The following is a 20,961-nucleotide window of genomic DNA, read 5'->3' as shown; positions in this document are numbered from 1 at the left end:
GGGCCGGATTGCACCAGCCTGAATTCAGGCTAGTCCTCCTTTGGCAGATAGCTAATAGGCGCAGTATTAACGGTCGATAGGGACAATCTTTTATCGGCGCCCGGGGGGGAGGCAGATGATATGAACGGCGCCTGCCGTGACGGACCCCATCATGAACAAATGCCCGTGCAGCACGGCCTTCCACGAAGCGGGTCATGCCCTGGCCTTTTGGTGGAATGGCCTACCGATAAAGCGCATCACCGTGCGTACCAAGGTCGAAGCCTGGGCGGGGCCGCTGTTCGACCTGCACGGCAACCCGCAATACGCAGAAGGGTTGGTCGAAGCCGACTACCTCGTTTCGCGCCCGGCCTTCGACGCGCCGGGGATCGCTGAATACCTGCCCTCGATGATCGATGCCATCGAGCGTGACCTGCTCCATTGCTTCGCCGGGCCTGTGGCCGAAGCGGTCTACCGGCACCGCAGGTCCGACCGGCTGTTCAGGGGCAGCGGCCGGGGTGACCTGGACCGGGGGCACGAACTGATCAGCCTGCTGCCACCGCGCAAGCTGCTCGACGCCCAAGCCCAGGCCATCGCTCGTTGCAGTTGCCTGGTGCACCGTTACTGGCCGGCGGTCAGCGCCGTGGCGGGCTTTCTGCAAGACCATGGCACGGTTGAAGGGAACGCCGTCACAGCGTTGCTGTGTGAGATGACCGGGGAGCGGCCGATGTTGCTTGGCCATCAAGTGGCAAGCCTCGATTCGTGATCAAGGCGTTGCCACTACTCGCTAGCGCTTCACTGTTTCCTCAAGAGAGAAGCGTCCCAGTGGGTTTTGTTGGAAGTGCTCGATGTTCTTGCGCGAAATATTGATGTACGGGCTGTAGTAGAGATCGATCCAGTTGACGTCCTGCTTGGCGATTGCCTGAAGGTCGGTATACATCTGCTTGCGCTTGGTCGGGTCCACTTCTACCCGCGCGGCCGCGACCAGATCCTTGACCTTGTCGTTCTTGTAGCGGGTCATGTAATTCATGTTGGTGTCATGTCCCAGCACGAAGGTGGTCTTCTGGTCCGGGTCGAGGATGTCGTTGGTCCAGTACATCACGGACAGATCGTAGTCGCCGTCGATCAGCATCTGCCAACTCTGGGTTGGGTCGACTTTCTGCAAGGTGGCTGTCACGCCGACTGCTGCGAGCTGTTGCTGGACCAGCACGGCGATCTGCTCGTCAGCTTCATTGCCCGCATTGACCACATAGTTGAGCTTCAGGCCTGAGGCGCCTGCATCGGCCAGCATTTTTTTGGCTTTTTCCGGGTCGTACGGGCGCTGCAGATTATCGGCATTGTGATAAAGCGCTCCTTTAGGAATGTAGGAATAAGCCACCTGGCCATGGCCGAACGTCACGGTATCGACCAGGGATTTTTTGTTGATCGCAAGGTCTAGGGCCTGACGTACTTCTGGCTTGCCCAGCAGGCCGTGCTCATGGTTGATCAGCAGATGATCCTCACGGGTGGAGGGATCCATGTGTACGATCAGGTTGGGATCTTTCTTCAGGGTTTCGACGCGGGAGAAGGGCACGAAGATCGCCGAATCCAGTTCACCGGCCTGTACCTTCAACATCCGCGTATTGTCATCCGGGATGGAGATCCATTCCACGCCATCCAGGCTCACCTTGTCGGCCTGCCAGAAGTGGGGGTTCTTCTCCAGCACCACGCGATCACCGCGTAGCCACTCCTTGACGATAAAGGCGCCAGAAGCAACGGGGTCCTGGGCATAGGCTTCTTCACCCATTTTCTCCATGGCCTTTTGCGACAGGATGGAGACGTTGGGCAACGCCAACTGCGCGAGGAAGGGCACTGAAGGGCTTGTGAGTGTCACCACCAGTGTCTGCGGGTCGGTTGCCTGGGCCTTGTCGATAATCTTGTAGGAGTCGCTCCACAGCGACCCTTTGTTGTCGCGGATGCGCAACAGACTGAACGCTGCATCGCTGGCGGTAATCGCTGAGCCGTCGGAGAACTTGGCCGAACGTAGCTTGAAGGTATAGGTCATGCCATCGTCGGAAACCTGCCAGCTCTCGGCCAACCCCGGTACCAGCTTGGTGCCGGTGTTGTCGACGCGCACCAATACGTCGTAGACATTGGAGAACACCCAGTTATCACGGTTCTGCGCGCTTTTGATCGGGTCGAACGTCGTACTTTCTTCACGGCAACCGATGGTCAGCACGCCTGCTGCCTGGGCGACACCGGCCGCCAGTGTGCAAACGGTCAACGTCGCGGCGGTCAGCAACTTCAAGTGTTTCGATCGCATGGTCAAACTCCCTATTGATGAATGTTTTTTAGAGCAATGGCTCTCCGAGCACACAGCTATAACGATGTCCATTGATGTCATGGCTGGGGGGCGGCGTTTTCGCGCAGATGGGTTGTGCATACCGGCAGCGCGGGTGAAAAACGCAGCCGGATGGAAGGTTCAGGGGGCTGGGTGGCTCGCCAGGCAGGGGGGCGCTCAGCAACGGTCGAGTCGGGTCGATGTGTGGAATGGACTGGATCAGCGCGACGGTATAAGGATGCCGCGGGCTGCTGAACACGGCTTCCGTGGGGCCTTGCTCGACGATCTCGCCGAGGTACATCACGGCGACCCGATCACAGAGCCGCCGAACGATCGCCAGGTCGTGGGCAATGAACAGAATCGCCAGGTTCATGCGCTGTCGCAGCTCCAGCAGCAGGTTGATGATCTGTCCCTGGATGGAAACGTCCAGCGCGGCCACGCATTCATCGGCGATGATCAACCGTGGCTCGATGGCCAGTGCCCGAGCGATCCCCACACGTTGGCATTGACCGCCACTCAACGAGCCCGGTTTGCGGTGGGCCAGCTCCGGTCGCAGGCCGACCAGGTTCAGCAGTTCATCGACCCGCTGGCGAATCAGCGATGCAGGAATCGCACAGCGCACTCGCAGCACTTCAGCCAGGGTGTCGCCAATGCTCATCCGTGGATTGAGGGCGGTATAAGGATCCTGGAAAATCATCGCGGTTTCGTGGCGCAGTCGCTCGATGTCGATCCGCTTGCCTTGAGCCATATCCACGCCATCGAACAGGATCTGTCCGGCGCTGACCTCAGTGAGGCGCAAGATGGCCCGACCCAGGGTGCTCTTGCCGCTGCCCGACTCCCCCACCAACCCAAGCACCTCTCCGGCGGCCAGACTCAGCGACACGCCGTTGACGGCGCTCACCCATTGCCTGTTGATTCCGAACGGACCACTGCCGGGGGCGGCGAAGCGCACCTGCAGATCTTTCACGTGCAACAGGGTCATGACGAAGCTCCCACAGGCAGCGGGTAATGGCAGGCGACTCGGTGTGCTTCTGTCGTGACTTGCATCTGTGGCAACAGCCGCGTGCACTGGCTGCCCTGTTGAAGGCAGCGAGGATTGAAGCGGCAACCGGTGGGCAGCGCATTCAGCAGAGGCGGCTGGCCGGCGATGGTTTTGAGCATGGCATGGCCGGCGCTGGTAGCCGGTTGGCAGTCGATCAGGGCCGCCGTATAGGGATGTAGTGGGTGAGCCAGCAGATCAAGCTTGTTGCCGTGTTCGCAGAGCCGGCCGGCGTACATCACCGCGATGGAATCACAGGTCTGGGCGACGATCCCCAGGTCGTGGGTGATCATGATGATGGACAGCCCACGTTGGTCGCGCAAATCCAGGAGCAGGCGCAGGATCTGTGCCTGTACCGTGACATCCAGGGCGGTGGTCGGCTCATCGGCGATCAGCACCTGGGGGTTGCAACCCAATGCCACAGCGATCATGGCGCGTTGACGCATGCCACCGGAAAACTCATGGGGATAACTGTCGACCCGCGTTAGCGGATCGGGAATGCCCACCTGGCGTAACACATCAATGGCCTTCGCCCGTGCTTCACGCTTGGACGCCCCCTGATGCAGGCGTATGCCCTCGCCGATCTGTTCGCCAATACGCATCAACGGGTCAAGATGACTACCGGGATTCTGAAAAATCATCCCTAATCGCCGACCCCGTATGCCTCGCATGTCGGCTTCATCCAGTGTCAGCAGCTCCTTGCCGGCAAGGCGCACGGCCTTGCCCTGGACCCGCAGGTTTGCAGAGGGCAGCAAGCGCATCAAGGCCCGGCAGGCCATCGTCTTGCCTGAACCGCTTTCACCCACCAGACCGAGGATTTCGCCTTCGGCCAAGTCAAATGACACGCGATCCACCAGCGTGACTTCGCCCTCACCGTGGCCGGCGATCACGCTGAGGTCCTCGACGTGCAACACCGGTGTGCTCATGGGCGTTCTCCGAGGTGCTCGGCGACACCGTCGGCCAGCAGGCTGAAGCCCATGGCCAAGGTGACGATCGCCAGTCCCGGGAAGGTGCAGATCCACCAGGCGTTGGTGATGAAACTCTGGCCTTCGGCGACCATCGTGCCCCACTCGGCGGTGGGTGGCTGGACCCCCAGGCCGAGATAGCTGACCGCCGCCCCATTGAGCAATACCAGTACCGCGTCGGACATGGAAAACACGATCGAACCGAACATGGCATTGGGCAACAGGTGCCGAAACAGTATGCGTCCGTGGCCGAAGCCCAGGCTTTTGGCCGCCAAGGCGAAATCGCTTTGCTTGAGCACCAGGATCTGCGAACGGATCAGCCGTGCATAGGACACCCAACCCACCAGGGCCATCGCAATATAAAAGCTGCCCAGGCCGGGGCCGAGGATGGCCATGATTGCCAACATCAGCACCAGGAAGGGGAAGGCCAGGATAATATCGATCAGGCGCATGCAGATCGTGTCGAACCGGCCACCGATATAGCCGGCCAAGGCGCCGACGCAAGTGCCGATCAAGAACGGGAAAACCACCCCGATCACGGAGATCTGCAAGTCGATGCGCGCGCCCCAGATCACTCGGGAAAGAACGTCGCGGCCGAAATTGTCCGTGCCGAACGGATGGGCCAGGCTCGGCCCCAGCAGGCGAATATCGGTGTTCTGGGCAATCGGATCGAAGGGCGCGACCCAGGGGGCCAAGAGGGCGAGCAACAGCCAGCCAAACAGAATCGCCAGGCCTAGCACGGTGGCCAGGCGACCGTTGCGCAGGCCGAAACGCAGCGCAAGACGCCAGGTGGGACTGAGGGTCTGGCCGCTCATCGCATGTTCACCCGCGGATCAATCATCACGGTCAGCACATCGGCGAGGAAATTGACCGTGACGGTGGCGAGGGCCAGGACCATGGCCACGCCTTGGACCACCATGTAGTCGCGGGTAAAGATGCCGCGTACCAGCAATTGACCGATGCCGGGAATGGCAAACAGACTTTCGATGACCACCGTGCCGCTGATCAACCAGCCGATGTTTACCGCCAGCAGGTTGACCGCCGGTACCAGGGAGTTGGGCAGCACATGCCGGCGAAATATCGCCCGCTCGGACAAGCCCCGGGCCCGTGCGGCGGTGGCATGGTCGGCTTGTAGCTCCATGAGCATGCTGGCGCGCAGGTTGCGCACCAGAACGGCGGAGAGTGCCAAGGCAATGGTCAGGCACGGCAAAACCATGTGATGCAGTTTGTCCCACCCTGTACGTCCATAGCCTGAGACCGGGAACAGTCCCAACTGCACACTGAGCAGCAGGATCAACATGATGCCTAGCCAGAACGCCGGCATGCCGAGCCCTGCCGTGGTGAACAGGCGAATCAGATGATCCTGCCACCCGCTCTTGTTGCGTGCCGCTACCGTGGCCAGTGGCACGGCAATCAGCAGCGCCAGCAGTACGCTGCCGAGTACCAGGAACAGGGTTGGCTCAATGCGGGTACTGATCAGCTTCAAGGCATCGACTTTGTAGAGCAGCGATTGGCCGAGATCGCCTTTGAGCAGGTTCTTGAGAAAGTAGAAGTACTGCATCCACAAGGGCTGGTCGAGACCGTACTGGGCACGAATCCTGATCAGCGCCTCCGGCGTGCTGCGCGAGCCCAGCAGCGCCCTGGCGGGGTCCCCGGGGATCGAGCGCACGAGCACAAAGGTGATCATGCTGATGCCAAACAGCACCGGCAACAGCTGTAGCGGGCGCGACAGTATGAAACGGTAGCGCGCCAGGTTCATGGGCTAGTTCCGATGGCGGTGCAGAAAGTCCAGCAGGACCGGGAAGTAGGCGTGGGGCTCTTCGTAGAACGGCATGTGGCTGCTGTTGGGGAACACATTCAGTTGTACATCCTTGAGCGCCATTTTCATGCGCATCGCACAGGCTGGCGTCAGTTCATCATGTTGACCGGTGGTGATCAGCACAGGCATTTCGAAGCCGGCCATCTGCTCGATGCGATTCCAGTCCTTGAGATTGCCGGTATAGAGAAATTCGTTGGGGCCCTGCATGGTCATGTAAGGCCCCATGTTCCAGTCGCCCAGGGAACGTGTCACCGGTGCTGGCCACTCGTCCAGGCGGCAGACATGGCGATAGTTGAGCAGGGTGATGGCCGCCTGGTATTGCGGATGATCCAGGGTGCCCAAGGCTTCATGGCGCTGCATCATCGCGACGGTCTCACTGCCCAGGGCAGCCCGCAGACGCTCCAGTTCCAGGGACAGATGAGGAATATCGCCGGCGGTATTTTCCAGGATCAGGGTTTTCAGCGATTGAGGGTGATGAATGGCGTACTCGATCGCCAGCCAGCCACCCCAGGAGTGCCCCAGCAGGTGCACTTTGCCCAGGTCGAGGGCTTGGCGGACGGTCTCTACCTCCGCCACATAGCGGGTGATGTCCCACAGGGATTCGTCAGTAGGCCTGGCCGAGGCGCCGGTACCCAACTGATCGAAAGCGATGACCCGCAAGCCCTTTTCCTTGAGCCAGCCATGGCTGTCACGCAGATAATCGCAAGGCAATCCCGGGCCGCCATTGAGGCACAACAGCACGTCGTCGCCGTCGCCAAAGCCATAGGCCACCAGACGATGACCATCGACTTCCACGTCGTACCGCTGGTCCGGCTCGATCTCATGCCACATCATTGCTCTCCTGCTCAGGTGCGCCCGTTGGCTAAACCTTACCGAGGAAGCTACGCGCCCATAAGCTAGCAATTCTTATAGGTTTGATCTCTGGCATTCCCTCGCTCAGGCGTGGCATTCTACTTGCACGATTTCAGGATTGAAATTAATAAGGGAGCTGAATGGATGCAGGCCAAGCTGTCTGACTTCAATACCCGTCTTGTGTCTGGCAGGAGCCTGGACGAACAGATGGATAACACCCTGGGGATGGTCCAGGCGTTAGGCTTTGAAGCCTTGGTGTACGACTACAGTCCGGTGCCGCTGGATCATGATGGGGCACTGATCACCCCGACTGTGCTGAAGTTGCGCAATACCCCCCGTGATTGGCACTCGCTCTGGTGTGAAGAAGGTTATTACCAGATCGACCCCGTCCAGCATCTGGCAATCAATGCCATATCTCCTTTTGTCTGGTCCTATCGACCGGAGGCCGACACGGTGCTGCAGCCGTTCATCGGCCAGAGTCATGCACCGGTCGTGAGCTACCTGCAGGATTCGCGCATGACCTGTGGCGTGACGGTGCCGATGCATTTGCCCAAAGGTGGCTTTGCGACATTGACCGGGCTGCGCACCGATACGAAGGGGAGCACCCTGCAGGATGTCCGGCAAACGCTGGGTGACTTCAGTCTGATTTCCCATGCCCTGCAAGAGGCGGCTTTTCCGCTGCTCGGCAAGGAAGCCCGCGCATGCCCGGTTCGCCTGACCAAACGCGAGCGTGAGTGCTTGAGATTAGCCGCTGAAGGGTTGACGGCGGCGGACATCGCCAGGCAACTGAATCGTTCCTTGGCCACCATCACCCTCCACCTGACTTCTGCAATGCACAAGCTCGGCGCCAGGAATCGGGTCCAGGCCGTGGTCAGGGCGGTGCACTATCGGTTGCTCGATAGCTGAAATCGGGTAAAAACCTATCTGTTTCTCTAGTTATTCCGCCGTCCAGTCCCCGGTATCGTGTTCCACAGGATTTCTAGGGAGCGGCACGAAATGGATCTTCCCGTAACGCACGAAGGCTTTGCGCCTTTTGGTCCGTATCAGACCTGGTATCGCATCACTGGCGATTTCAGCAGTGGCCGTACGCCGCTGCTGATCCTGCATGGCGGCCCGGGCTGTACACACGATTATGTCGATGCCTTCAAGGATGTTGCCAACAGTGGCTATCCGGTGATTCATTACGACCAACTGGGCAATGGGCGTTCCACCCATCTTCCGGAAAAAGACCCCTCGTTCTGGAACGTGGCGCTCTTTCTCGATGAGTTGGAGAACCTGCTGGATCATCTGGGCATTCGCGACAATTACGCACTGTTGGGGCAATCCTGGGGCGGCATGTTGGCCAGCGAACATGCGGTGCTCCAGCCTGCGGGCTTGCGCGTGTTGATTGTCGCCAACTCCCCGGCGGACATGTCCACGTGGCTCCTTGAAGTCAATCGCTTGCGCCAGCTTCTACCCATAGAGGTGCAGCAAACACTGCTCAAGCACGAGCGGGCTGGAACCTTGACGTCTACCGAGTATTTTGAGGCCGCTCGGGTTTTCTACGACCGTCATGTCTGCCGTGTCACGCCCTGGCCCGATGAAGTCGCCCGTACCTTTGCCCAGATCGATGCCGATCCTACCGTTTATCACGCCATGAATGGCCCCACCGAATTCCATGTGATCGGCAGCATGAAGGACTGGTCCATCACCGATCGCTTGCCTCGGATCAGCGTGCCGACCCTGCTGATTTCAGGCCGATACGATGAAGCGACGCCGTTGGTGGTCAAACCCTATGTGGATCATGTTCCCGACATTCGCTGGGCGTTGTTCGAACACTCCAGCCATATGCCCCATATCGAGGAGCGGATGGCTTGCATGGGAACCGTGGTGAGTTTCCTGGATGAGTGTCTGTAGGCGTCTGCGCAATCCGAGCTTTCGACGCGTCCTGTAAGACGCGTCTCTTTTTTGAATGGGAAATTCCCGCTCTCTTGAACCGAAAGCGATATGCAGGGTCTGGTGTGCGCGTGGTTTTGCGCATCAGCAACGTGAGTGTTTCATGGGGGTAAGCCGGCATTCGGCTCTTCGTCCGCTCACGAGCTTGCTGTCATTTCTGTATCGAGGGATCGAACATGTTCTCACCCGCCCTGTGGGCGAGGTCGTGCCTGGCTTTGCTGTGCCTGTCTCCGCTAACACTTGCTTATGCTGCGCCAACCCCCGGTGACACGGACCTGATTCGTGAGCGCCAGGACCGTCTGCTCGAAGAGCAGCGTCGGCGCCTGGAAGAACTCAAGGACCTGCCCGGCAAGGACGCGAAGCCGGCCCAGCCCACCGCACCAGTCGATACCCGTTGCTTCCCGATCAAGACCATCGAGCTCAAGGGCGCCGATGCGTTGTCCGAGGGCGAGCGTCAACGCCTGCTCAAACCTTTCCTCAACCAGTGCCTGGGCGTGCCGCAGCTTAACCAGTTGCTCAAGGTCATTACCGACCACTACCTGGAGAAGGGCCTGGTCACCAGTCGCGCCTATTTGCCGCAACAGGACCTGTCCAGCGGTCACCTGCAAGTGTTGGTGGTCGAGGGCCGCCTGGAAGGCCTGAAAGGTGCCGAGAACAGTCAGTTGTCGGATCGTGAGTTGGCGATGGCGTTTCCCGGCAAAACCGGCGATCTGCTCAACCTGCGGGAGATGGAGCAGATGGTCGATCAACTGAACCGTTTGCCGTCCAACCGTGCGCAAATGGCGCTGACCCCCGGGCAAAACATCGGTGGCAGCGAAGTGCGGGTCGACAACACCCCGCAGAAACCCTGGCGCGCCGGCCTGTCACGGCATAACGATGGGCAGAAAAGCACCGGCGAGCAGCAATGGGGCGCTTCCCTGGATTGGGACAGCCCCTTGGGCCTGGCTGACCAACTGGCCGTGCGCGGCGGCCACGATGCCGTCAGCGACCATCAGAAAACCTCACGCAATGGCATGCTCTATTACAACCTGCCGTTTGGCTGGTGGAACCTGAGCTACACCTACAGCCAGAGCGAGTACCGGGCGCTGGGCCAGGCCAACGGCTTCAATTTCAAGCAGAGTGGCGACAGCCAGAACCATCAGGTGCGCCTGGAGCGGGTGGTCCATCGCGATGCCGTGAGCAAGACCTCACTCAACACCGGCCTTTCGTACCTGCGTACAAACAACTTCATCGAAGACAGCAAGCTCGCCGAAAGCAGCAATCGCATCAGCGAGGCGCAGTTCGGTATCAACCATGGCCGGCGGATCGGCAATGCCTTCGTCAACCTCGACCTGGGCCTGCAACAAGGTATCGGTGCCCTCGATGCCCAGGGCGATCATGAGCCGGGGCCGGGGTTGCCGGATGCGCGCTACCGCAAATACACCGCGACCCTCAGCTATTTGCAGCCCTTCATGCTGGGGGGCGAGTCCTTCAGCTTCAGCAGCCTGATGACCGGCCAGCGCAGCGAGGACGTGCTGTTCAGCCCCCAGCGCATGAGCCTGGGCGGCCTGTCGTCGGTTCGCGGCTACAAGGACCAGACGCTGTCCGGCGACAGCGGCGGCTACTGGCGCAACGACCTGCGCTGGAGCCGCCCGGTGACCATGGAGTGGCTGCGCCCGGTGTTTGCCGAATATGGCACCAGCCTCGGTTATGACCAGGGCGTGATTCGCGGTAATCGCTACAACGGTAGCGAGCACGGGCGCATGTCGAGCAACTCGCTGGAGCTGTTCGCCCGCGGTGAGCACCTGAACGCCAGCGTCACCTTCGCCCATTCCCTGGAACGTCCGGATGCCCTGACCGAGCGCGAAGCGCCGATCTACTTCCGCTTGGATGTATCTATTTAACGCTGCTGTAACGAGACCTGATCATGGACGACCGCCAACACGCCTTCATGGCCCGCCAACCTTCTGCTGCCCTGAAAACCCGCGACGCCTTCTGGGGCATGCCCAAGCGTGGCCTGGCGTTCCTGCTGGCCAACGTCATGTTCTGGCAACCGATGTGGGCCCAGGCCGACGGCATCGTGGTCAGCGCCCCGGGCACCAGCCTCGGCCAGGCCGGCAACGGCGTGCCGGTGGTCAACATCGCCAAGCCCAACGGCAGCGGGCTGTCTCACAACCAGTTCAAGGACTACAACGTCGGCAGCAACGGCGTGATCCTCAACAACGCCACCAACCCGGCCCAGGCCACGCAACTGGGTGGGATCATCCTCGGCAACCCGAACCTCCAGGGCACGGCCGCCACCACCATCCTCAACGAAGTCAACGGCGGCAACCCCAGTCAACTGCGCGGCTACACCGAAGTGGCGGGGCAGTCAGCCCACGTCATCGTCGCCAACCCTTATGGCATCAGCTGTAACGGCTGCGGTTTCATCAATACTCCAAAGGCGACCCTGACCACCGGCAAGCCGATCATCGAAAACGGCCAAGTGGGTCGCTATCAGGTGGACCAGGGCAGCGTCGCCATCGAAGGCGCGGGCTTGAACGCGAACAACGTCGACCGCTTCGAAATCATCACCCGCAGCGCCAGGATCAACGCTGAGATTCAGGCGAAAAACCTGACCATCGTCGCCGGGCGCAATGACGTCAACGCAGGCACCCTGAATGCCACCGCCCGCGCCGACGACGGCAGTGCCAAACCTGAATTGGCCATCGATTCCTCGGCCTTGGGTGGTATGTACGCCGGGGCGATCAAGCTGGTGGGTACCGAGGCCGGAGTCGGGGTGAAGCTGGACGGCAAGATGGTTGCCAGTGGCGGGGATATTCAGCTGGATGCCAATGGGCATTTGAGTTTGGCGCAGACGGCCGCCGCCGGTGCTGTCGACATCGCGGCCAAAAGCCTGGAAACCCGTGGCCAGGTGTACGCTGGTAGCCGCTTGGACGTTAAGACCCAGGGCGACCTGACCAGCCAGAAAAACCTGGTGGCCCGCGACAGCATTCACCTGGACAGCGGCGGTACGCTCAGCAACAACGGCATCATCGAAGCCGGCGTCAACGCCGATAACAGCCGCAATACCACGGGCGATGTCTCCCTCACGGCCAAGCAACTGAACAACGGCGGCAAAACCGTTATTGCCAGTCGCGACCTGAACGTCACGACCAGTGCTGCGCTGAACAACCAGGGCGGTACGCTCAGTGGCCAGCGCAAGACCACCGTCACCGGTAACGTGGTGGATAACCGCAACAAAGGCCGCATCCTCGGCAACACCGAACTGCACCTGAGCGCCGATCAGGTCCTCAACAGCCAGGGCGGCCTGATCAATAGCCAGGGCCTGCTGACGGCCAACCTGGGCCACCTGGAAAACAATGCCGGTGAATTATCGAGCCTGAACAGCGCGACGCTGATCCTCGGCAGCCTGGACAACCTGACCGGTCTGGTCATGACCGGTAAAAACCTCGACATCACCAGCACCGGCGCGATCAAGAACCAGGGCGGTGAATTGTCCAGCCAGGGCGTTGTGACCGTGCGCACCGCCAGCCTGGACAACAGCAACAAAGGTACTGTCGCCGCCAATGGCAAGTTGCTGGTCAATGCCAGCGACTCGGTGAAAAACGCTGAAAAGGGCCTGATCGCCAGCCGTGAAGGCGCGCTCGAACTCGATGCCGCCAGCCTGAACAACGCCAAGGGCACGTTGCAAGGCAAGGGCCTGGTGACCGTGGATGTCGCAGGTGATATCGATAACCAGGGTGGCAGCATCATCGCCCAGGACGCCAAGCTGAGAGTCTTCGCGACCAACCTGGACAACCGCGGCGGCGTGCTGTCCAGCGTCAAGGCCGCGCTGGAGGCGCGGGCCACGGGTGTGCTGAAAAACGGCTATGACGTGAACCGTCGGGGCGGCACGATCCAGTCCCAAGGACTCAGCATCCAAGCCTTGGCTGGGCTGTTCAACGACGGCGGGCGCATCGCTGCACAAGCCGGCGATGTCGTGATCACCAACGCGGGTGCGGATATCAATAATCGCAACGGTGGGATATACGCCACGGGCAAGGTCCAGGTCATTGGTCGGGACATGGACAACAGCGGCGGCGGGCAGGTCAGCGCCAGTCGCATCGACTTTGACCTTTCGGGCGCGCTGAACAACAACGCGGGCATTATCGAAAGCCAGGACAGCCTGGATATTCTGTCCGCGAGACTGAGCAACCAGAAGGGCCAACTGCGCACCCTGGGCAAGAACAGCACCACCGTGTTCGACATCGGTGGCCTGTTCGATAACAACGACGGCACCCTGGAAACCACCAGCCAAAATGTGGGCCTGGACGCCGGCAGCATTCAGAACGCGGGTGGCAAGCTGTTGCACACCGGCCTGGGAGTATTCGGTATCAGCCAGGCCAACCTGGGCCAGGCGGGCGGGCAGTTGGTGACCTACGGCAACCTGACGGTGACGGCTGATCGCTGGACCAACAGCACGGCGATCCAGGCCGGGCACCTGGTCGTGGATGTCGACCAGTTGACCCAGACCGCCACCGGCCAGTTGCTCAGTACCGATAGTATGGTGGGCCGTGGCAGCAACTGGCGCGTCGACGGCCTGATCGGCAGCGATGGGGCCATCGACCTGCAACTGACCGGCGCCTATGCCAGCAACGGTCGCTTGAGCAGTCTTGGTGCCCTGGGCCTCAAGGCCGCGCTGATCAATCTGGAGCAAAACGGCAGTATCGCCGGCGGCGGCCGCACAACCGTCGTGGTCGATGGCGTCCTCAACAGCTACGGTCGCCTGACCTCGGCGGCGGACATGAACGTCACTGCCGCCACGATCAACAACTACGGCACCCTCGGCAGTGCCGGTGCGCTCGGCGTATCGACTGGCGACCTGCTCAACGAGCACGGTTTGATCTTCAGCGGCGGCGCTACCAGCCTGCGCGTCAATAGCCTGACCAACCGCTATGCCGATATCTACAGCCTGGGCGATCTGAGCATCGATCGCGACGGCCTCGGCACCCGTGCCAGCCGCATCCTCAACAGCTCCGGCTCGCTGCAGAGCGATGGCAGCATGCGCCTGGCGGCCAGCACGATCGACAACGTACGTGAGGTCTTGACCGCCCACGACGCGGGCATCTACACCGCCTCGATCAGGGAAGTGGCCTGTATCGAAGGGGTCAACGCCGGTGATTGCAGCGGTGGCAAGGAGAACCACGTCTGGCAGATCATTCAGCGCGACAAGTTCGAAGTCACCGCGGCCAGCGCCGCCTCCAGCATCACCACCGGCGGTAACCTGGATATCCAGGGCGACACTCTGACCAACCGGAGCAGCAGCATCGGCGTCGGCGGCGCATTGACCGCCAACCTCGTTAGCCTGGACAACATCGGCATCGAGACCGGCGAGACCGAAACCTCGCGCACCTTCATGTCCGAGCGCACGCGCAGCCCAGGTGGCTGGCGCGCCGCCGCCAATGACTTCACCAACAAATACTGGTTGCAGAGCCCAGGCTACAACGCCAATGACCTGGGTGGCCTCGAGGCAGCGATGAGCCGCTTCATCGGCATGACCGAACGTGAGCTCCCGCAGTTCCGCACCCAGGCAAGTACTACCGATAACCAGACCTACGCCGCGATTATCCAGGCCGGCGGCGCAGTCGATGTCCGCACTTCGGGTAACACCGACAACAGCGTCGTGCGTGGCGGCTACAACTATGTCGGTGCCGGCCCGCGCACCGACACCCAGGCCGACAACGCCTTCTCGACCCGCATCAGCGTCAATCGGCAGCTACCCCCGAACCTGACCCAGCAACAGGTCGATCCGCTGGCCTTGCCGGGTTTTGATTTGCCCACCGGGCAAAACGGCCTGTTCCGCATGAGCGGCGGAGGCTCGACCACGCCGACCCAAGGCTCAGGCCTGACCCAAGTACGCGGCCTGCCGGACCGCTCGTTCCAGGCCAACCCGCAAAAATACCTGATCGAGACCAATCCGGCGCTGACCGACATGCGCCGCTTCATGAGCTCGGACTACCTGCTGACGAACCTGGGCTACGACCCCGACATCGCCGCCAAGCGCCTGGGTGACGGCTTCTACGAACAACGCCTGATCCAACAAGCCGTGATCGCCCGCACCGGCCAGCGCCTCCTCGACGGCCAGACCTCCGACGACGGCATGTTCAAGTACCTGATGAACAACGCCATCGCCAGCAAGGACACGCTGAACCTGTCCTTGGGTGTCAGCCTAACCGCCGAACAAGTCGCGGCCCTGACCCATGACATCGTCTGGATGGAAACCCGCACGGTGAACAACGAGCAGTTGCTGGTGCCGGTGCTCTACCTGGCCCAGGCCAACAACCGCCTCGCGGCCAATGGTGCGTTGATTCAGGGCGCCGACATCAGCCTGATCACGGGTCAAAACCTGAACAATGCGGGCACCTTGCGGGCGTCCAGCAACCTGAGGGCTTCGGCTGGCGACAGCTTGGTCAACAGCGGGCTGATGGAGGCGGGTGGTCGGCTGGATGCGTTGGCGAGTAATAACCTGACTAATAGGGCGGGCGGGGTTATTGCTGGACGGGATGTCAGTGTTGTGGCGGTGGCCGGTGATTTGACCAACGAACGAACCATCACCACCCATGCCAGCAGCACCGGCTCCAAGACCGAGCGACGTGATTTTGCCGACAGCGCGGCGCGGATTGAGGCGAGTCATGATCTGAGCGCGGGCGCTGGGCGGGATATCGCCAATGTTGGTGGTGTGCTCAAGAGTGGCAACGACACGAACTTGCAGGCGATGCGTGATGTGAACCTCACCTCCGCCAAGCAGGTGGACAGCCATACGCAGGGCAGCAAACACCGGGACCTGACCATTACCCAGAATGGTTCCAGCGTGACGGCTGACCGCGAGCTGAAGGTCACGGCCGGGCAGGACCTGAGGGTCGTTGCCAGCAACGTCATCGCCCAGACCCGCCTGGCGCTGACAGCCGGGCGCGATATCGCCATCGAGTCCGCAGCCAACGAAAGCCATCGCGCGTCCCAAAGCAAAAAAGTCAAAAGCAGCAGCGATCTGGTCCGCCAGCAGTCATCGCTTGTCCAGTCGGGAGGCGACCTTAGTGCCAAGGCGGGCCAAGACCTGAGCCTGGTGGCCAGCCAGATGAAAGGCGCCAAGGACGTTGCCCTCGATGCCACGCGCGATATCAACCTGTTGTCCGCAACGGACGAAGCCGCGGAGTTCTACTCGAAGAAAAGCAAAGGCTCCTTTGGCCGCAGTAAAAGCGAACAACGGGAAAGCTACCACAGCACCAACATCGCATCCGTGGTGGAGGCGGGGCAGGACCTGACGGTCAATACCAGCCAAGCCGCCGGTGGCGGTGTCACGCTGGATGGCGGTCGTAATGTCACCGTGATCGGCAGTCAGTTGAAGGCCGGTGATGACCTGGTCGTCGGTGCCACGGGGGATGTGGCAGTGCTATCGGGTGTCGAGGAGCATGGCTCCTACAGCAAGAAAACCAAATCGGGTTTCCTCGGCTTGTCCAAGAGCGGCAAGAGCGAATTGAAGACTACGGCCTCCCAGGTAGCCAGTGAGCTAGAGGCCGGCAACGACGTGGTGATCGCGGCAGGCAACGACTTGCGCGTGCGGGCCAGTGAGACCACTGCTGGCAATGATGTGGAACTGCGTGCGGGTCTGGTCAAGGACAGTGGCGACATTAACCTCGTCTCGGCCAACGATACGGCTTATAGCCGGAGTGAGGAGTACAAGAAGAAAAACGGGTTATCGGTGTCGGGTGGTTTCCTGTCCTTTGCTTCAGCCAAGAAGGCCGGACGCGAAGCCCAAAGCAGCACTAGCGTGGGCAGCCAAGTGAAGGCCGAACGCGACGCCGCTTTGCAGGCCGAGCGCGACATCAACGTCATTGGTAGCAGCATCAAGGCCGGCGGCAACGTCAGCCTGGACGCCGGACGCGATGTGAATGTCCTGGCCGCGCAGAACAGCCGTTCCGAGCAGGACTGGGAAAAGAATAAACAAGCCGGGATCGGCGTGTCTTCGGATGCCAACGGCATCAATTTCTTCGCCGGCGTGGACCGTACCAAAGAGAAAAACCGGCTGGAACAGCAAACCGCTGCCGCCAGCCAGATCAGTGTCGGTCAAAACCTGGCCGTCAACGCCAAGCGAGATATCACTCAGACTGGCTCAGACCTTGAGGCGTTCAACGATATCGACTTGACGGCCGGTCGCAATATCAAGATCGACGCTGCCCGCGAAATGCAACTGATCGAGCATCAACGCGAGAGCGAACGAAACGGCGCCAGCCTGAGCATGAACCACAACTACGGCCGAACCCGCGATGCCGTCAAAGGTGCCGGCCAGGGCGAAGATGGTGTCAGCAAGGCTTCCAGTACGTTGAAGGCGGTGGACGGCGTTTCCCAATTCGCTTCAGGCCCTACGTTCGACGCCAAGATCGGTAACAGCAAGCAGAGCACCAGTCAGCAGGTCATTGAACAGACCCGTCGCTCGTCGACGCTGAACGCAGGCAGCGATCTGAACATTGCTGCCAACAACGATGTTCAGATCAGCGGCAGCCAATTGATCTCCGGTCGCGATATCAATATCAAGGGACGCGATGTCACCCTCGATGCCGCCAAAGGCAGCTATGCCGAAGAGACTCGTGAGCGACAAAGTTGGGGCGGTATCCACGGTGGAACCAGCGGCGGCTTCAAGCTTGGCGTCGGTGGCAGCAATGGTATTGCCAGCGGCGACAGCGAACAGCAAACGTCGACGGTCACTTCCCTGGATGCGGCGCGGGACGTCAACCTGCAGGCGAGCAATGATCTGAACCTGATTGGCTCCCAGGTCAAGGCTCAGCGTGATATCGACCTGCGCGCAGCAAACAACCTGAACATTCGCGCCGCCCAGAACGACAGCGGCAGCGACAACACCCGCAAGAGCGGCGGCGGTGAGGTAGGCCTCAGCGTCGGCTCTGAAGGCGTCGGCATCTACGCCAGCGTCAATCTGGGCAGAGGCAACCTGGAGCGTGAAGCCCAGCGGCAACAACAGGCCTATCTGTACGCAGGTAATCGCCTGGGCTTTACCAGCGGCAAAGACACGAACATTGCCGGTGCGGACCTGCGCGGCAATGAAGTCATTGGCCGGGTTGGCCGCGACCTCAATGTCTCGTCGGTGCCTGATACGGGCAAGGTCGAAGGCAAGGAGTTCGACCTCAGCGTGACAGTGACCGTGGGGCCGGGCGCGGGTGTCAGTGGTTCGGTCGGCTATGGCCAGACCACTGGCTCGACCGAATGGGTCGAGCAACAGACCCGCATCACCGGGCAGGACAAGGTCGACATCCGTACCGAAAACCACACCCAGCTCGACGGGGCGCTTATCGCTTCGGATACCGGCAAGCTCAAACTCGACACCGGCACGCTGGGCTTCAGCGACATCGCTGGCAAGGACAAGGAACATGGCTATTACCTGAACGTCGGTGGCAGCTACTCCAAGGGGGGCGGCGGAGCCCAGGACAGTAGTCAGGTCGGCAAGGGCGAAAAGGACAAGAACGGCTGGAGTGTCGAAGGCTGGAACTATGAGAAGGACCGCCAACAGCTCGTACGCGCCACAGTGGGGGCGGGCGACGTCGTTGTGCGCAATGACGCCGGGACCGGAGCCGATTCGACCAAAGGTCTGAACCGCGACGTCGACAAAGCCTACGAAATCACCCGGGATGATGAACACCGTACAGACCTGTACGTGACCAAGTCTTCCGTGACGGCAGCCTTTACGCCGATTGAAACCGCCAAGGAGTGGACCAAGCAACTCCGCAGTTACGACGAAACTGCCAAGCAGAACTTCCAGCAAGCCGGTAACGACTTCAATGCGGCGGTCAACAAGATCGAGGCAGGGTTGGGGCGAAAAATGGATGCGGGTGCCTCGGCGATGGTGGGCGTCGATTTCGCCGAAGCGACTATGGAGGCGTTGATCATCGGTGGTCTGACGCGTGCTCAGGCCATGAAGACCATGGGGGATCCAAATTTCCAGGAGCGGGTGCTGGCTGAGGTAGGCCTGCTCGCTGGCGTGGACGTGAAGCAGATCGAGGCCATAAGCAAGGAAGTTCAGGTGCCCTCGTCTAACGCAGAGCGCCCATCGGGTTTGGAACTCGCCCCTACCTCTGTCACTGATGACGATGTCGAGAAGCTCAGCCTTGCCCAAGATACCTTACGGACATTTTCGGGGATCAATGAGTACGCCGCTGCGCATGAGGACGAGAAGCAAGCGATTTCCGTGGTCATTGCTATGGCACAAGGCCCTAAAGGGCTCGTGCAACTGGCTGTCATCAACGCGGCCTCCGAAACCGAGCCGGGTAAAGCACTGCTTGAGAAAACCGAACAATTCAGCGAAGCCATGGGGAAAGAAATCGCGGATGAGATAGAAGATACAACGCTCGATCCAAAGTTTGAAACGGACAAATACCTGATCGGCGGCGGTCAGTTTATGGCCTCGGTGTTGACGGGGGTACTTTCGAAAAATAGAGGTTCGAAAGAGCCTACGCCCGTTGTGGTAGCGGATGGGAAGGGGTCAAAAGGCCCACTGGTGAGTAACCCAACCGCAGGAAATAAAGGCCCCTGCTGCTTTGCCGCCGGGACGATGGTATCGACGCCAGAGGGCGACCGAGCCATCGAAACGTTGCAAGTCGGCGACGTGGTATGGAGCAAACCGGAAAAAGGCGGCAAGCCCTTTGCGGCTGCGATCCTCGCTACTCACCAGCGTAGCGACCAGCCAATTTACCGCCTCAAACTCAAAAGCGTGCGTCACGATGGCTCCGCGCAAGGCGAAACACTGCTGGTCACGCCAAGCCATCCGTTTTACGTACCGGCCAAACGTGACTTCATCCCCGTTATCGACCTGAAGCCTGGCGACTTGCTGCAATCGCTGGCCGACGGAGAGACAGAAAATACCTCGTCGGAAGTCGAGTCCTTGGAGCTTTACGCGCCAATCGGCAAAACATATAACCTGACGGTCGATATCGGCCACACGTTCTATGTGGGAGAGCTCAAGACCTGGGTGCATAACACTGGGCCTTGTGATTTGCCGGAGAAGAGCGGTGGTATAGGCGGTGCAAAAGGCTCGTTTGCAGGGAAGAGCATCGAAGATTTGTCGAATGCGGGAAAACTGTTGGATCCGGCGGATAAGTCTGGACAGCTTTCGCTAGCTGGCCGAGCTCTTCAGAAACACGGTAGCCGTGAAGGCAGTGCGTTCCCAAGCGTTAAAGGAAGTCCCTCCGAAATTAACGCTCAAGGTCAAAAAATAGCTGATGAAATTCTGAGCAATCCTGCGACAACTGTAGCCTATAAGGATACGGGGAGATTTGGAAAGGTAATGGATGTAATCGCTCCCGACGGTCGGGGGCTACGTTATGATGCTAATGGGAAATTTATTGGTCTATTGGAGCCACCAAAACCATGAATCATTTGTCTTCAATGATAACTAGCCCGCCAGATCGTGAAAATTTGGTATTTGAAATATGGGCGGGAACTGACCAGCTGGCTGAAGTAACCTGCGAGCCTGGCAGATCAGTTGAGATCGAAATTTACCCCCCTGTTAAAGGCGGGAGTTGGAGTTTTGAGTTAGAAGAGTTCATGACCCTTTTGAATCAGGCGGCTAAGCATTTGAATCATGATTAAAAGGTACGTGAAAAAGGGGGTTGAAAAAGAGGACAGATTTGAATGGCACTTACTTAACAGCTAACTAGCTGATACGACTGCGAAAAAATGAAAAAAGGCTGGCCTTGGTCTACGGTGATAGTTGCGAACACACACCGATCAAGCAAGGACACAGCCCGAGTGAATCGTAGACGCCAAATCGTCCGACATCAACAGCACCGTATGCGCCAGCACGCCACGAACAGCAATGCTCATGCTTTCTTCAAGCTGCTCTCCGATCCTGAGTTATTGCGGGGTGTCGAGTCATCGATACCCAAGCATCGCCAGCGGCTATTTCCCCCGACCGAAACGCTGTCCATGTTTTTGTCCCAGGCAATGAGCGCCGACCGGTCCTGCCAGAATGCCGTGAATGATTTATCCATCAAACGCTCCTGCGAGGGTTTGAAACCCAACAGCGTTC

At 60.1% G+C, this 20,961-nt stretch carries 12 protein-coding genes and 1 pseudogene; 7 read left to right on the top strand and 6 right to left on the bottom strand.

Translation table 11 applies throughout. The annotated features are described in order from the left end of the window. Positions 1-151: 151 nt before the first annotated feature. On the top strand, positions 152-742 hold the full coding sequence (locus BLP82_RS23770) for a hypothetical protein (RefSeq protein ID WP_092173741.1): 591 nt from the start codon (positions 152-154) through the stop codon (positions 740-742). Positions 743-763: 21 nt separating this feature from the next. Here the strand turns inward: BLP82_RS23770 and BLP82_RS23765 are convergent, their stop codons facing one another. From BLP82_RS23765 to BLP82_RS23740, 6 genes are read right to left on the bottom strand one after another with little or no spacing between them, the layout of a single operon-like run. Then, positions 764-2,278, bottom strand: a complete 1,515-nt coding sequence (locus BLP82_RS23765) for an ABC transporter substrate-binding protein (protein ID WP_092173737.1) — start codon at positions 2,276-2,278, stop codon at positions 764-766. Positions 2,279-2,306: 28 nt separating this feature from the next. After that, positions 2,307-3,278 (bottom strand): ABC transporter ATP-binding protein, encoded by a 972-nt coding sequence (locus BLP82_RS23760; RefSeq protein WP_092173732.1) that lies wholly within the window; start codon positions 3,276-3,278, stop codon positions 2,307-2,309. Further along, the gene (locus BLP82_RS23755) at positions 3,275-4,261 is read right to left on the bottom strand and encodes an ABC transporter ATP-binding protein (protein ID WP_092173727.1); all 987 of its coding nucleotides are present in this window, start codon (positions 4,259-4,261) and stop codon (positions 3,275-3,277) included. The genes BLP82_RS23760 and BLP82_RS23755 overlap by 4 nt, the downstream gene beginning before the upstream one ends. Beyond that, complete coding sequence (locus BLP82_RS23750; RefSeq protein WP_092173723.1) at positions 4,258-5,115, bottom strand: ABC transporter permease; 858 nt, start codon at positions 5,113-5,115, stop codon at positions 4,258-4,260. Before BLP82_RS23750 ends, BLP82_RS23755 begins: the two co-directional genes overlap by 4 nt. After that, positions 5,112-6,059: an ABC transporter permease gene (locus BLP82_RS23745; RefSeq protein ID WP_092173720.1), complete on the bottom strand. Its 948-nt coding sequence runs from the start codon at positions 6,057-6,059 to the stop codon at positions 5,112-5,114. Before BLP82_RS23745 ends, BLP82_RS23750 begins: the two co-directional genes overlap by 4 nt. Before the next feature lie 3 nt (positions 6,060-6,062). After that, a complete protein-coding gene (locus BLP82_RS23740) occupies positions 6,063-6,950 on the bottom strand; it encodes a proline iminopeptidase-family hydrolase (protein ID WP_092173716.1) in 888 nt (295 codons plus the stop codon). Positions 6,951-7,115: 165 nt separating this feature from the next. Between BLP82_RS23740 and BLP82_RS23735 the strand changes: the two genes are divergently transcribed. From BLP82_RS23735 to BLP82_RS23710, 6 genes and pseudogenes are all read left to right on the top strand, one after another. Further along, the gene (locus BLP82_RS23735; protein ID WP_092173711.1) at positions 7,116-7,877 is read left to right on the top strand and encodes a LuxR family transcriptional regulator; all 762 of its coding nucleotides are present in this window, start codon (positions 7,116-7,118) and stop codon (positions 7,875-7,877) included. A 90-nt stretch (positions 7,878-7,967) separates the two neighbouring features. After that, entirely contained in the window at positions 7,968-8,867 is a 900-nt protein-coding gene (locus BLP82_RS23730; protein ID WP_092173708.1) for a proline iminopeptidase-family hydrolase, read from the top strand. A gap of 215 nt (positions 8,868-9,082) precedes the next feature. Next, a complete protein-coding gene (locus BLP82_RS23725; RefSeq protein ID WP_092173703.1) occupies positions 9,083-10,789 on the top strand; it encodes a ShlB/FhaC/HecB family hemolysin secretion/activation protein in 1,707 nt (568 codons plus the stop codon). 23 nt (positions 10,790-10,812) lie between these two features. Continuing rightward, complete coding sequence (locus BLP82_RS23720; protein ID WP_092173699.1) at positions 10,813-20,304, top strand: hemagglutinin repeat-containing protein; 9,492 nt, start codon at positions 10,813-10,815, stop codon at positions 20,302-20,304. Then, entirely contained in the window at positions 20,301-20,522 is a 222-nt protein-coding gene (locus BLP82_RS23715) for a hypothetical protein (protein WP_218189437.1), read from the top strand. The genes BLP82_RS23720 and BLP82_RS23715 overlap by 4 nt, the downstream gene beginning before the upstream one ends. Positions 20,523-20,681: 159 nt before the next feature. Continuing rightward, positions 20,682-20,961: pseudogene (locus tag BLP82_RS23710) on the top strand (IS4 family transposase); the annotation flags it as partial.

Origin of the sequence: Pseudomonas sp. NFACC37-1 (genome assembly GCF_900101575.1) — a bacterium.
GTDB lineage: Bacteria > Pseudomonadota > Gammaproteobacteria > Pseudomonadales > Pseudomonadaceae > Aquipseudomonas > Aquipseudomonas fluorescens_AA.
Note: the sequence above shows the minus strand (reverse complement) of the source record. Positions and strands in the feature narration are given on the sequence as shown.